General features: G+C 64.4%; 11 protein-coding genes. 9 read left to right on the top strand and 2 right to left on the bottom strand.

Annotation, left to right across the window (positions count from 1 at the left end; genetic code table 11):
• Positions 1–237 precede the first annotated feature (237 nt).
• From EMB92_RS00280 to EMB92_RS00290, 3 genes are read left to right on the top strand one after another with little or no spacing between them, the layout of a single operon-like run.
• On the top strand, positions 238–597 hold the full coding sequence (locus EMB92_RS00280) for an AAA family ATPase (RefSeq protein WP_223847484.1): 360 nt from the start codon (positions 238–240) through the stop codon (positions 595–597).
• A 4-nt stretch (positions 598–601) separates the two neighbouring features.
• Positions 602–1,330: a hypothetical protein gene (locus EMB92_RS00285; RefSeq protein WP_150393397.1), complete on the top strand. Its 729-nt coding sequence runs from the start codon at positions 602–604 to the stop codon at positions 1,328–1,330.
• Positions 1,327–1,953 carry a cytochrome C oxidase subunit IV gene (locus tag EMB92_RS00290; RefSeq protein ID WP_150393398.1) on the top strand — a complete coding sequence of 209 codons (627 nt, stop codon included), beginning with the start codon at positions 1,327–1,329 and terminating at the stop codon, positions 1,951–1,953. The genes EMB92_RS00285 and EMB92_RS00290 overlap by 4 nt, the downstream gene beginning before the upstream one ends.
• A gap of 185 nt (positions 1,954–2,138) precedes the next feature.
• Here the strand turns inward: EMB92_RS00290 and EMB92_RS00295 are convergent, their stop codons facing one another.
• On the bottom strand, positions 2,139–5,027 hold the full coding sequence (locus EMB92_RS00295) for an ABC transporter permease (protein WP_150393399.1): 2,889 nt from the start codon (positions 5,025–5,027) through the stop codon (positions 2,139–2,141).
• A complete protein-coding gene (locus tag EMB92_RS00300; protein WP_150393400.1) occupies positions 5,024–5,890 on the bottom strand; it encodes an ABC transporter ATP-binding protein in 867 nt (288 codons plus the stop codon). The genes EMB92_RS00295 and EMB92_RS00300 overlap by 4 nt, the downstream gene beginning before the upstream one ends.
• Before the next feature lie 196 nt (positions 5,891–6,086).
• Here EMB92_RS00300 and EMB92_RS00305 point away from each other — a divergent pair, with 196 nt between their 5' ends.
• The 6 genes from EMB92_RS00305 (at position 6,087) to EMB92_RS00330 (ending at position 14,253) form a co-directional block, all read left to right on the top strand.
• A complete protein-coding gene (locus tag EMB92_RS00305) occupies positions 6,087–7,100 on the top strand; it encodes a tyrosine recombinase XerC (protein WP_150393401.1) in 1,014 nt (337 codons plus the stop codon).
• Positions 7,101–7,465: 365 nt separating this feature from the next.
• Complete coding sequence (locus EMB92_RS00310) at positions 7,466–9,109, top strand: peptide ABC transporter substrate-binding protein (RefSeq protein WP_150393885.1); 1,644 nt, start codon at positions 7,466–7,468, stop codon at positions 9,107–9,109.
• Positions 9,110–9,368: 259 nt separating this feature from the next.
• Positions 9,369–10,295, top strand: coding sequence for an ABC transporter permease (locus EMB92_RS00315; protein WP_150393402.1), 927 nt, complete (start codon positions 9,369–9,371; stop codon positions 10,293–10,295).
• A 19-nt stretch (positions 10,296–10,314) separates the two neighbouring features.
• Positions 10,315–11,283, top strand: coding sequence for an ABC transporter permease (locus EMB92_RS00320; RefSeq protein ID WP_150393403.1), 969 nt, complete (start codon positions 10,315–10,317; stop codon positions 11,281–11,283).
• Between the two features lie 21 nt (positions 11,284–11,304).
• On the top strand, positions 11,305–13,320 hold the full coding sequence (locus tag EMB92_RS00325; protein ID WP_150393404.1) for a dipeptide ABC transporter ATP-binding protein: 2,016 nt from the start codon (positions 11,305–11,307) through the stop codon (positions 13,318–13,320).
• 75 nt (positions 13,321–13,395) lie between these two features.
• The gene (locus tag EMB92_RS00330; protein WP_150393405.1) at positions 13,396–14,253 is read left to right on the top strand and encodes an exodeoxyribonuclease III; all 858 of its coding nucleotides are present in this window, start codon (positions 13,396–13,398) and stop codon (positions 14,251–14,253) included.
• Positions 14,254–14,315 lie beyond the last annotated feature (62 nt).

The raw sequence follows: 14,315 nt of genomic DNA on the forward strand, positions 1-14,315 counted from the left end.
ACTGAGCCGTGATGCACTGGGGGTTCTTTTTTTATCCGGCAACCGGTCCGGCTGCCTGGGTGGTGATTCCATACTTAGGAAGAGAACGACGCCCCGTCCATCGTTCGTAGGGCTGAATCCTGTTTCGTCGTCGAGACGGCTTTCGTTCCCACGGATGATGGTCGCAGATCCTCATCGGTGACACAATCCCGTACCGTGAACACAACCGGTTCACATCGTGCCTGAGTTATCTTGGACGTGGACCCGGAATCGGCGTTGGATGGTGTGGGCATCGCCCGTGCGGCGCAGGGGAGGAAGGCGAAGGATTACTCGACGGGCATGAAGGAGCGTTTGGAGCTGTGCCTCGCGCTTCTACCGCGTCCGAGGTTCCTGTTCCTGGACGAGCCGCAGAACGGCTTGGATCCCGATGGCATAGCTTCCTTGTCCGAAACGCTTCGCGCCTATCGGGACAAGGGGAACTGCGTGGTGATTTCCACGCATCTGCTCCACGAGATCCAGGGGGTCCCGGACGAGTGCATTCTGATTCGTCATGGTCGGGCCGAGCAGATCACGGATCTGACCGGGGTGAACCTCGCGGATCTGTATCAGGGGAGGTAGGGTCGTGAACGCCGTTTCCCCTGTTCGCGCGCTGGTCATGTATTACTGGAGCGCATGGTATTTCCTCGCCGCGGTGCTCGGGTCCGTATCGTCCCTCCTGCTGGGCGCGTGGATCTCCAGCGAGGCGAACGGAACCCCGATCACTGGAGGGTACAGCTTCCTCTTCACCGGCACTCAGCCGCTGATCTGTCTCGCGCTGCTCTTTATGTGCGATGACAGGGTCTCGAAAGCACACTACGGAGGCTTGCCCCCACGGATGTATTTCGCATGGAAACCATGTTCGCTCAGAGCCATATTCCGGGCGCTGGTTCTGACCGCCGTGAACCTGCTGAGCGTTCTGGGCTTCGACGCCATCATGATCCTGACGGGCGCCGCAATGACCCCGCACCTAGGTGTGGTCCTGTGCTTCGTCGTATTGCAAAGCCTGCTGATCGCTCTGGTCTACTCGATCATCGAGATCGCCGTCAATCCCACGGCCGCCGGGATCGTCTCAGGTGTCCTCTTCTATGTGTGGATCCTGTTGCCGGGCGACCTTCCCGACTATGCGACGCCCTACGTCGCCAATGCCCTGCGAGCCGTCGGATTGAACCTGAACGGCACCGTGATGTCGCCGGCGGAAGCGGCGAGTCCGCCGCCCATCGGTCCTGTGGTGGTCGTCGTCCCGATTGTGGTGCTCTTGGCTGCCTATGCTCTGCTGAGCCGGTTCCGTTGCAAAGGAGCGGAAAAGAAATGAAATCCCTGTTGCGTATTGGATACGTGGCGTTGATCCGCTGGTCGACGCTCGCCTTCATGGCCGTGCTTGTTCTTCCGCTGATCTTTCTGCGTTACGGGAACACGGGTGCGGTGGCGCAGACTGCGATGGCGATGGCGATTCCCATAGCCTCGGCTGGCCTTGTTTTCTCCCATGCTAGGGTGCCCTGCTCGTATCGTTCCTTCAGCATCCACGACCGGCTCCTGCTTCGTTTTACCTTGAAGTCGCTGGCGCTTGGCGTCGCGGTCAACGTCTGTCTGACCCTGCTGTACGGGCTTGCCATCGGATTCGTCGTCAATGGGCGGCCGCTTTCGTTGCATACTGTTCTGATGCTTGCATTCACCGCCGCCGTTCTTGCTCCGGCGTGCTTCGTGTTACGGCTCTGGATCGATCCCGTTGCCGTTTGGAGCGTCGTCGGTTTCTTCATTATCGCCGGACTTACAGTCAGCTCCGGCATGTTCGAGGACGTGCCGATCCTGTACGCAGCCATACCGACTACATGGATGCTGTACGGGGTGAGATTCGCCGCCTACGTGATTCCGGTCGGCGTCGCCGTCGCCGCGATCAGCGCATGGCTGCTGCATAAGGCGGTGAAACGTGTCTAGTCGCGTCGGGCCGCTCTTGGGAAAACCGTGACTTCCGAGAAGAACCGTCACGAGAAGAACCGTCACGAGAAGCACCGTCACTCACCGATTCTCAGCGTCAGGTTCTCTCGAAAACACCCCATATCCCGAGAGAACCCGACACTGGCTGAGTCCCAGCGTCAGGTTCTCTCGAAATCCTTTTCAAGTCAGTCGGTGGCGACGGCGTCGAGGACAGGGACCTTCAGCGCGCGGCGCGCCGGTGGCAGCGCGGCGATGACGCCCACGACGATCGACAGCGCGAGGAACACGCCCAGCTGGTCCCACGGCACCGCGAGCCATTCCAGACCGTTGGACTGGTACACCCGCTGGATGACCGCGCCCGCGCCGACGCCGACGACGAGGCCGAGCAGCGTGCCGAGCACGGCGATCAGCGACGCCTCGATCGCGAGCATGCCGCGCACCTGACCGCGTGACGTACCGATCGCCCGCAACAGGCCGATCTCCCTCGTGCGCTCCGACACGCTCAACGCCAAAGTGTTCACGATGCCGAACACGGCGATCACGATCGACAGGGCGAGTAGCGCGTACAGGATGATGAGGATCTGGTCGACCATCGAGCTCATCGACGACTTGAACTCGTCGCGGTCCTGCACGGTGATTACGTAGAACGGCTTGACCGCCTTGACGAGCCGCTCCTTGACCGCGGTCACGTCCGCGCCGTGGTCGGCGTTGATGAACAGCATGATCGTGAACATCGTGTAGTCGTTGGCGAGCTTCTCGGCCAGCGAGTCGTTCATGAGCACCATCGAACGGTAGACGGAGTTCTCGATGATCGCCCCGACCTTCACATCTCGATGCGTGGTCTCGGTCTTCGTCTTGACGAGCGTCGACGGGTCGACGTGCTGCGCGTCCTCGGCGGCCTGCTGCGCCTCGGCCGACTTGGCCTGCGCGCCAGCGCGGTCGCCCGCGGCGAGCAGACGCTGCGCCTCGGCCTGCAATCCGGCGACCTGCTGCTGGACCTGCGCCTGATAGTCGGCCTGCGCCTTGGCGGTCGCCTCCTCGTCGACGACGACCTGTTTGCCGTTGACCCGGACCGTGTCGCCGACCTTCCAGCCGTTGTCCTGCGCCACGGTGAGCCCGACGACGAGTTCGCCGGCGCGCAGCGCCCGATCGGCGTCACCGGAATTGGTGACGGGCGCGAACACCTTCGCGAACAAAGACGGCTGTTCCGCGAACGTCATCGCCTGCGTCTTGTCGTCTCCCGTGCCATACGTCACGCCCATGAGCATGCGGCTGCGCGATACCGACGCCACGCCTTCGGTGCCCTCGATCGCTGTGACCGCGTCATCCGGGATGCGCCCCGACGACGCGGACATCGCGGTGAAATCGGACTTCAGGCCCGTGTCGACGATGCCCGCGACCGACGCCTTCGCCGACGAGGCGACCACGCCGAGGCAGCTGACGATCGCGACGCCGACGAACAGGGAGGCCGCCGTGTTCGCCGTGCGGCGCTTCTGCCTTGCCAGATTGCGCGTGGCGAGGCGGCCGGTCACCGGGAATACGTGCGAGGGGATCCAGCCGAGCACCGCGCCCACCGGGCCGACCAGCGCCGGGGCGAGCACGATCACGCCGATGACGATGAGACCGGCGCCGATGCCGAGCGGCCAGCCGGTGCCGTACTGGGAGGCTAGATCGTTGAGGAACGCGACCGGGGTCGGGTCGCCGTCGTCGCCTGCCGCGGCGATCGCCGCGCAGAACATCCACGAGATGACGCCCAGCGCGATCATCACCAATCCCGTCACGCCGCGCGGCCACACCGGCTTCTCCGGATTCACGGTCTCGTTCATCGCCTGGATCGGCGGGGCCATCGCCGCGCGCCGGGCCGGCAAGGCGGCACCGACAAGCGTGACCAGAATGCCCACCACGAGCCCGGCGAGCATGTCGGTGACGCTCGGGGTGGCCGCACCGCTCATCGGCGTGCCCATGCGCGCCATGCCGGCGACGATCAGCTTCACCATGCCCCAGCCGAGCCCGATGCCGGCCGCCGAGCCGACGACGCCCAACAGCAGCGCCTGGATGATCACCGTGGAGAACACCTGTGCGGGGGAGGCGCCCACCGAGCGCAGCAGCGCGTAGCCGCGCATCGACTCGCGCACGATCATCGAGAACGTGTTCGCGATGATGAACGAACCGACGAACAGGGCGATCACCGCGAAGATCAGGATCAGCGGCTGGATGAAGCCGAGCTGGTCCTTGATGGCCTGCGAATACTCGTCGCGCAGCTGGTCGCCGGTCACGGCCGTCGCCTTGGAGCCGGCGGGCAGCACCTTATTGATACGATCCGCGAGCTCCCGCTGCTGCTCGTCGCTCAGCGGTGCGCCGCCGTTCGCCGAACCGTACACGCCGATGTACTGCGTGGTGCCGATTTCACCGGTCTTCTCCTGATACAGGGATTTCGCCACATCGGGCGCGAGTCCGATGATGATCGCGCCCGCCTGCGAGGAGTCCGTGTCGAACACGCCGACGACCCGCACATCCTTCGGGCCCGACGGGTAGACGAGCTTCGTCGTGTCGCCGACCTTGAGTCCGGCCGTCTCGGCGGCGAACGCGTGCAGGGCGATCTCGCCGTCGTTCCGCGCCCAACGGCCTTGAGTCAGATGCGCGGAACGCCATGTGCCCTTCGCCAGGCCGATGCCCATCGTCGGCGAGCCCATCGTGGAGACCGCGTTGCCGTCCTTCCTGACCAGCACGAGCGAACCCGACACCGAATACGTGACCTCGGCGGTCTTCACGCCGTCCACCGCGGCGACGTCGTCGACCAGCGCGTCGTCGATGTCGTTGTACGTCTTGAGCGACGAGCCGGACGAGTCGGATGAGGATGATTGGTCGGACGATTCGTCCTTCTTCTCCACGGTGCCGCGCACGTACACGTCGTGGTCGGTGTTCGATCCCATCATCTGGTCGACCTGATCGTTCATCATCTCGCGGAAGCAGAACGAGCCGACGACGAAGGACACGCCCAATGCGATCGCGATGATCGACATCACGAACCGGGGGAGATGCGCGCGTGCGTCACGCAGACCGATGCGGATCATGCGCGATCCTCCGTGCCGGTCGCGACATCGTCGGACGTGCGAGCCGCGTCCTCGTCGCCCTCCGTGACGAACACGTCGAGGATCTCCTCATAGCTGGGGTGCTTCAGATCGCGGGTGATTCGCCCGTCGGCGAGCACGAGCACGCGATCCGCGTACGAGGCGGCGCGCGGGTCGTGCGTGACCATCACGATGGTCTGCCCGTACTCGCGCACGGAGTCCTTGAGGAAGCCCAGCACCTCCCTGCTGGAACGCGAGTCGAGATTGCCGGTCGGCTCGTCGGCGAAGATCACCGCCGGACGGGCCATGATCGCGCGGGCGCACGCGACGCGCTGCTGCTGGCCGCCGGAGAGCTGGCTCGGCCGGTGCGTGAGCCTCGGTCGCAGTCCGACCACGTCGACGACTTTGTCGAACCATGCGCGGTCGATCGGACGCTTCGCGATCTGCAACGGCAGGAGGATGTTCTCCTCGGCCGTGAGCGTCGGCACCAGATTGAACGACTGGAAGATGAAGCCGATCTGCTCACGCCTCAGCTTCGTCAGCTGACGCTGGTTCATCGACGACACCTCAAGCCCCTCGACGATCACCTTGCCCGACGTCGGCTGATCGAGACCTGCCATGCAGTGCATCAGCGTCGACTTGCCCGAACCGGACGGGCCCATGATCGCGGTCATCTCGCCGCGCGTGAACTCGACGTTCACATGGTCGAGCGCCACGACCTGCGAATCGCGCTCGCCGTACGTCTTCGTCAGATCGATCGCACGGGCCACGACGGTGTCGTCGGAGGCGGGGCTGACGTCGCGACCGGACGACGTCGTCTGCGATCCGCGTTCCGTCTGTGCCGTAGCGGATGCGGGTCGGATCATCCCCGATCCCGTCACCGTTCTCGCGCTGCGTCGTCCCGTTGCCTTCGTTGCTTTCGCCGCATGCCGTGCCATGGTGCCTTCGCCTTCCTCAGTGCCCGCTGTGTTGCCCGGGTTCCCCTGTTGTCCGAACGGTTATAGTCTAACTGACCGGTATCTGACCGGACCGGTGCCGTAATCACTGCGGAAAGGGGCAAGTATGGGTGTTGATGACCGTTTTCCCGATGCCGGATCCGACGGGCACGGCCTCGAAGATCACCTGAACGCCTACGCCACCTTCCTCAAGGCGAACAAGGGACTGAGCGCCAATACGCTCAGAGCGTATCTGGCCGATGTGGACGAGTGTCTGCACATCCTCGCCCTGCGCGGGGTGAACGATCTCAGGGAGATCACGCCGGACGATCTGCGCAGCTGGATGGCCCACGAGTCGCGCACCCACGCCCGTTCCAGCATGGCGCGCAAGGTCGTAGCCGTTCGTTCGTTCTTCTCCTGGGCCTATGACCACGGCGTGATCGCGACCGACCCTGCCGCCGCTCTCGCGACGCCGAAGATCCCCGCCGTGCTGCCCACGGTGCTCACCAAGGCGCAGGCCGCGCGGATGATGGATGACGCCGACGCCGAGGCACAGGGACGGGATCCGACGACTCATGCAGGCGAGACGGTGCCGAAGGACAATCGTCCAACCGCCATCCGCCTGCGGGACGCCGCGATGCTCGAGACCCTGTACGCGACGGGCATCCGCGTCGCCGAACTCGTCGGCCTCGACATGAATGACGTCGATTTCTCCAACCGCACGATGCGCGTCACCGGCAAGGGAAATAAACAACGTGTCGTCCCCTTCGGCGCTCCAGCCGCCCGGGCGCTCATCCGCTGGATCGAGGAGGGGCGTCCGCAGGTCCTGCATGGATCCGATGACGGTGCGCGTGCCGGCGATACGCGAACCGCCCTCTTCCTCGGCGTGCGCGGTGGCCGCATCAACCAGCGGGTCGTCCGCGAGGTGGTCCACAGGGAGTCGAGAAGGGCGGGCGTTCCAGATATTGGACCTCATGCGTTGAGACATTCCGCGGCCACCCATCTGCTCGACGGGGGAGCGGACCTGCGCGAGGTCCAGGAGATGCTGGGCCACGCCTCCCTCAAGACCACGCAGCGCTACACCCACGTCTCCATAGAACAGCTCAAAGCCCGCTACACCCAAGCATTTCCAAGGGCTTAAAGCCCCCGCGCTCCCAGTTTGCGTCAACGGAGAGGCCCTATCCGAGCGGGTCTGCTCCCGCAATATGCAGTGCCCGACCGTAGGCTTGGCCGAACGGCCTTGAGTGTGTCGGGCACTGCATATTGCGGGAGCAGACCCACCCCCGAAATCCCTCCGTTAACGCAAACAACCCAGTCTGTATTCACAGAATATCCATAATTTGGTAACGTGCTGTCTCCAGAACGCGGCACAATGGACCGCGATCAGCAAGGGGGTGGTACGCGGAGCGATCCGCGCGCGACCCCCTTGCACATTGCGGTGCGTTTTCCAGCGCACCGGGCGGATGCGAACCACGCATCCGCAGGATGAACAGGAGAACATCAATGATGAAGAAGAAAGCCTTCGCGATCGCCGCGGCCGTGTGCGCCGTCGCGACCCTGGTGGCCGGCTGCGGCTCCTCGAGCAACAGCAGCTCCACGTCGAGCGCCAAGAGCGGCGCGAACGTGCTCAACGTCTACGCCTCCGAGCCTCAGAACCCGCTGATCCCGGGCAACACCAACGAGACCGGCGGCGGCAAGCCGGGCGACCTGCTGTTCGCCCGCCTCGTCTCCTTCGACGCCAAGGGCAACGCCTCCAACGAGGTCGCCGAGTCCATCACGCCGAACGACGACGCCACCCAGTACACCATCAAGCTCAAGGATGGCTGGAAGTTCACCGACGGCACCGACGTGACCGCCGAGTCCTTCACCAAGGCCTGGAGCTACACCGCCAACGCGAAGAACGCCCAGAAGGCCTCCTCCTTCTTCTCCACCATCGCCGGCTACGACGATCTGCAGAAGACCGACGGCCTCAAGGGCGACGAGCAGCTCTCCGGCCTGAAGGTCGTGGACGACAAGACCTTCACCGTCGACATGGCCCAGCCGGACGCCACCTTCCCGATCAAGGTCGGCTACCTGGCGTTCGCCCCGCTGCCGGAGTCCTTCTACAAGGACCCGAAGGCCTTCGGCGAGGCCCCGGTCGGCAACGGCCCGTACAAGTTCTCCAAGTGGGATCACAACAAGGAGATCGACCTCGTCAAGAACCCCGACTACAAGGGCAATGACGTGCCGAAGAACGACGGCATCAACTTCAAGATCTACACGTCCGACACCTCCGCCTACGCCGACATCCAGTCCGGCAACCTCGACGTGATGGAGTCCGTCCCGGCCTCCGCCACCAAGACCTTCCAGAAGAACCCGAAGGTCCAGGCCTACAACAAGGCCGGCTCCGTCTCCCAGACCTTCACCATCCCGTCCAACCTCGAGCACTTCCAGACCAACACCGAGGAGGGCCAGCTGCGTCGTCAGGCCATCTCCATGGCCATTGACCGCGAGCAGCTCGTCGAGAAGGTCCTCGGCGGCATCGGCACCCCGGCCGTCGAATTCACCTCCCCGCTCACCCCGGGCTACTCCGACTCCCTCAAGGGCTCCGAGAACCTCAAGTTCAATGCCTCCAAGGCCAAGGAGCTGTGGGCCAAGGCCGACGCCATCTCCAAGTACGACGGCCAGCTGACCTTCTCCTACAACGCCGACGGCGGCGCCAAGCCGATCTACGACGCCATCGTCAACCAGCTCAAGAACAACCTGGGCATCAACGTCGCCACCAACCCGATGCCGACGTTCCAGGAGTTCCGCAACGCCGTCACCAACCGCCAGATCAAGGGTGCCTTCCGCACCGGCTGGCAGCCGGACTACCCGTCCCCGGAGAACTACCTGTTCCAGCTGTACGCCTCCGCCGCCGCGGACGGCAACGGCTCCAACGACGGCGACTACAAGAACGCCGACTTCGACAAGCTGATGGACGAGGCCTACGCCGCCAAGACCACCGAGGAAGCCAACAAGCTCTACCAGCAGTCCCAGGAGATCCTGCTCCAGCAGCTGCCGGCCATCCCGCTGTACTACTCCAACGCCGACGGCGTGGCCGCGACCGGCGTCAAGGGCTTCGAGATGAACTGGCAGAACCTGCCGGTCTACGAGGAGCTCTCCAAGTGAGCGTGATGCTCGCCTGACCTGATTCCCCAATGGAATCGTAAAAAGGGTCGGAATCCGCAAGGGTTCCGACCCTTTTGCTATGTCCGTACCGTCCCGTTGTAAGCTCCGATTCACCTTCGTGAAACATTCGTGTCAACCCGTAGGGTAAACTTACGGGGTACTTAGCGACCGGCTGGGCGCTTTGGCATGCCTTCCCGCACAACGGCGCGGCGAGTCAGGGCGATGAAAGACCGGTCCGAAAGAATTCAAGGAGAAACCGATGGGCAAATATCTTCTGCGACGCATTCTGCAGATGATCCCCGTGGTTCTCGGTGCGACCCTGTTGGTCTATGCTCTCGTCTTCGCATTGCCGGGCGATCCGGTCAAGGCGATGTTCGGAGACAAGCCGGTCAACGAAGCGGTCGCAGCCCAGATCCGCGCCGAATACAACCTCGACAAGCCGTTCATCATCCAGTACCTGCTGTTCCTCAAGAACGCGTTCACGCTGGACTTCGGCAACACCTTCGCCGGTCAGCCGGTCATCGACGAGATCGGCCGCGCCTTCCCGGTCACCATCAAGCTCGCCCTGATGGCCTTCTGCTTCGAGGCGGTCTTCGGCGTGGTCTTCGGCATCATCTCGGGCCTCAAGAAGGGCAAGTGGTACGACTCGGTGATCCTCATCATCTCCCTGCTGCTCATCTCCGTGCCGACCTTCGTCACCGGCTTTGCGGGCCAGTACTTCCTGGGCATCCAGTGGAGCCTCATCCCCGTGACCGCCAGCGCCGACGCCACGTTCACCGAGCTGCTCTTCCCCGCGATGGTGCTGGGTTCGGTCTCGATGGCGTACATCATCCGACTGACCCGCTCCGAGATCTCCTCGAACATCGCTTTGGACTACGTGCGTACCGCGCGCGCCAAGGGCATGTCGAACGGCTCCGTGATGGTCCGTCACGTGCTGCGCAACTCCCTGATCCCCGTCGTCACGTACCTCGGCCAGGATCTCGGCGCCCTGATGGGCGGCGCGATGATCACCGAACAGATCTTCAACATCCACGGCGTCGGCTTCCTGACCTACCAGTCGATCCTCAAGGGCGAAGGCAACCTCGTGGTCTCCATCGTCACGCTGCTGCTGCTGGTCTTCGTGATCTGCAACCTGCTCGTCGACCTGCTGTACGCGGCACTCGACCCGCGCATCCGTTACGAGTGACAGGGAGGAGATTCATATCATGACCGACAACAACCAGAACCTCTCCTACGAGCCGTTGCCCGGACAGGAGCGCTACGTCGCCCCGCTCGACGAGACGCCGCTGCAGGACGTCGACAAGGTCGACGAATCCGCCCCGGCCTCGAGCATGTGGTCCGACGCGTGGCGCACGCTGCGCAAGAACCCGCTGTTCATCGTCTCCGGCATCCTCATCGTCTTCATCATCTTCATCGCGCTCTTCCCGGGCGTGTTCACGAAGATCGATCCGAAGTACTGCAACCTCGACAACTCGCTGGCCGAACCGGAGGCCGGACATCCGTTCGGCTATGACTTCCAGGGCTGCGACGTGTTCGCCCGCACCATCTACGGCACGCGCACCTCGCTGTCCGTGGGCCTGCTGACCACGATCATCGTCGTCATCATCGGCACGCTGATCGGCGCGGTCGCCGGCTTCTTCGGCGGCTGGGTCGATGCGGTTCTGAGCCGCATCATCGACATCTTCTACTCGATCCCGTTCCTGCTGGGCGCGATCGTGGTCCTGCAGATGTTCCGCACCTCCTCCTCCATCTGGAAGGTCGTCTTCGTCCTCGCCCTCTTCGGCTGGGTGTCCACCGCACGTATCGCCCGCGGCTCGGTGATGGAGGCCAAGAACCTCGAGTTCAACACCGCCTCGACCGCCCTCGGCTCGACCCCGATGAGGAACCTGTTCAGCCACATCATCCCCAACGCCCTGGCGCCGATCATCGTCATCGGCACCACGTCCCTCGGCTCGTTCATCGTCTCGGAGGCCACGCTGAGCTTCCTCGGCCTCGGTCTGCCGACCACGGTCGTCAGCTGGGGTGGCGACATCTCCCAGGCGCAGGTCAACCTGATGACCAACCCGATGGTGCTGTTCTATCCGTCCGTCGCCCTGGCCATCACCGTCCTGAGCTTCATCATGATGGGCGACGCCGTCAAGGACGCGCTCGACCCGAAGAGCCGTACGGCCTGAGTGTGAGGTAGGCAAAACAACATGGAAAACACGAACGACGCCAAGATCGTCGAGATGCAGAAGGCCCAGGGCCCGCTGCTCGAGGTCAAGAACCTCGCGATCGACTTCACCACCGACGAGAAGAAGGCCGTGCACGCCGTGCGCGACGCCTCCTTCTCCGTCTACCCCGGCCAGTGGGTGGCCATCGTGGGCGAGTCCGGTTCCGGCAAGTCCACCTCCGCCATGGCCGTGCTCGGCCTGCTGCCCGGCACCGGTCACGTGGTCGGCGGCTCCATCAAGCTCGAAGGCAAGGAGCTCACGGGTCTCAAGCCCAAGGACTTCGACAAGCTGCGCGGTGACAAGATGGGCCTTGTGCCCCAGGACCCGATGAGCAACCTGAACCCGGTGTACCGCATCGGCACGCAGGTCAAGGAGGCGCTCAAGGCCAACAACATGGACGTGGCGCACGAGAAGCGCTCCGCCCTCGCCAAGGCGCTGGCCGACGAGGACTCCGCCGTCGAGCTCAAGGGCAACGAGGACGAGACCTTCATCGGCTCCGCCGAGCTGCCCGCCCTGATGGACGCGGCCAAGCAGGCCCTCACCGATGCCGGCATCACCGGCGAGGCCGCCGAGAAGGCGGTCAAGCACTTCGAGAGCGAATGGGTGCCCGGTTCCGAGACCCGCTGGCGCGTCGCCAACGACCTCATCAAGGCCGGCGTGAACGACGACAAGGCGTGGTCCATCGCCAAGGCCCACGTCACCGGCTCCACGCTCGACGACCGCATCGCGGGCCTGCTGTCCGAGGCCGGCCTGCCCGACGCGGCCACCCGCGCCCGCCAGTACCCGCACGAGTTCTCCGGCGGCATGCGCCAGCGCGCGCTCATCGCCATCGGTCTGGCCTGCCGCCCCGACCTGCTCATCGCCGACGAGCCGACCTCCGCGCTCGACGTGACCGTCCAGAAGAAGATCCTCGACCACCTGCACATGCTCACCGACTCGCTCGGCACCGCCGTGCTGTTCATCACCCACGATCTGGGCCTCGCCGCCGAGCGCGCCCAGCACATCGTCGTGATGTACAAGGGTCAGGTCGTCGAATCCGGTCCGTCGCTCGAGGTGCTCCAGCACCCGCAGCACCCGTACACCAAGCGTCTGGTCGCGGCCGCCCCGTCGCTCGCCTCCCAGCGCATCATCTCTGCGCACAAGCGCGGCGAGGACACGGACGCGCTGCTCGAGCACCACGTGGTCGGCGAGGACAAGCTCGAGAAGAGCGAGAACATCATCACCGTCGAGCATCTGACCAAGGAGTTCAAGCTCCCGCGCACCAAGGAGATGTTCAAGGCCGTCGACGATGTGTCCTTCTCGCTCAAGCGCGGCTCCACGCTCGCGATCGTGGGCGAGTCCGGCTCCGGCAAATCGACCGTCGCCAACATGATCCTGAAGCTCCTCGAACCCACGGGAGGCAAGGCCCTGTACGAGGGCGAGGACATCGCGACGTTCACCGGCGCCAAGCTCCTCGAGTTCCGCCGCCACGTGCAGCCGGTCTTCCAGAACCCGTATGGCTCGCTCGACCCGATGTACTCGATCTACCGTTCGATCGAGGAGCCGCTGCGCATCCACAAGATCGGCGACGCCAAGAGCCGCACCAAGCGCGTGCGCGAGCTGCTCGACATGGTCGAACTGCCCGAGTCCGTGATGACCCGCTACCCGAACGAGCTGTCCGGCGGCCAGCGCCAGCGCATCGCCATCGCGCGAGCCATGGCCCTGAACCCGGACGTCATCGTGTGCGATGAGGCGGTCTCCGCCCTCGACGTGCTCGTGCAGGACCAGGTGCTGAGGCTCCTCAACGACCTGCAGGCCGAGAAGGGTCTGAGCTACCTGTTCATCACGCACGATCTCGCGGTCGTCCGCCAGATCGCCGACGAGGTCGTCGTCATGCAGCACGGCAGGCTCGTCGAGCACGCCACCACCGACGAGGTGTTCAACCACCCGCAGAAGCAGTACACGCGCGATCTGCTTGACGCCATCCCCGGCGGCAAGCTCCAGCTCGGCCTCGACTGATAGGGGCTCCGAGCCTCCCCGCGAAAGCCCCCGTCCCACTGCGGACGGGGGCTTTCGCGTTGTATAGTAAGCCGCATGATCACGATCACCACTTCGAACCTGAACGGTATCCGCGCGGCCAAGCGCAAGGGTGTCGAGACATGGGCCGGGCAGCATACGCCCGACGTCTGGTGCATGCAGGAGGTGCGCGCCCCGCAGGACGAGATCGATCCGATCCTCGACTCGTTCGCCTTCGAATACGCGACCCATGGCCGCATCAACGACCCCGGCGAACTCGATCGCATGAACGAGGTATGCCGCGTCAAGGGACGCGCCGGAGTGGGACTGCTGAGCACCCTGCCCGTCACGCAACGCCGATACGGCCTGCCCGGACTCGACGAGGACGTCGACTCGGGCCGCTGGATCGAAGCGGACGTCGTCACCCCGCAGGGCTATACGATCACCGTCGCCAGCGTGTACGTGCATGCGGGCAACGCCGACGATCCGGTCAAGATGGAACAGAAGTACCGTTTCCTCGACGCGATGCTCATACGCATGGGCGACCTGCGCGACGAGGCGGCGCATGGCGGGCGTCAGGCCGTGCTGTGCGGCGACTTCAACATCGCGCACACGCCGCTCGACATCAAGAACGCCAAGGCCAACGAGAAGCACGCCGGATTCCTGCCCGCCGAACGCGCCTATGTGGACCGGTGGCTGGGGGAGCTGGAGTTCGTCGACGTGATGCGAGACCTCGCCGGGGACATCCAGGGGCCGTACACGTGGTGGAGCCAGCGCGGACGCGCCTTCGACAACAACGTCGGCTGGCGCATCGACTACCAGTTCGCCACCCCGGAGCTCGCCGAGAGCGCGCGCGGCTTCGTCATCGACAAGGCGCCCACCTACGATCTGCGCTGGTCCGACCACGCGCCCCTCACCGTCACCTACGACGTGTGAAGCCGGCGTGAAGCGGGCGTCCAGCCAGTTCCAAGCCGAGGTGCTAGGCTTGGCAGGGTTGC

Source organism: Bifidobacterium callitrichos, assembly GCF_008698085.1.
Lineage (GTDB): Bacteria > Actinomycetota > Actinomycetes > Actinomycetales > Bifidobacteriaceae > Bifidobacterium > Bifidobacterium callitrichos.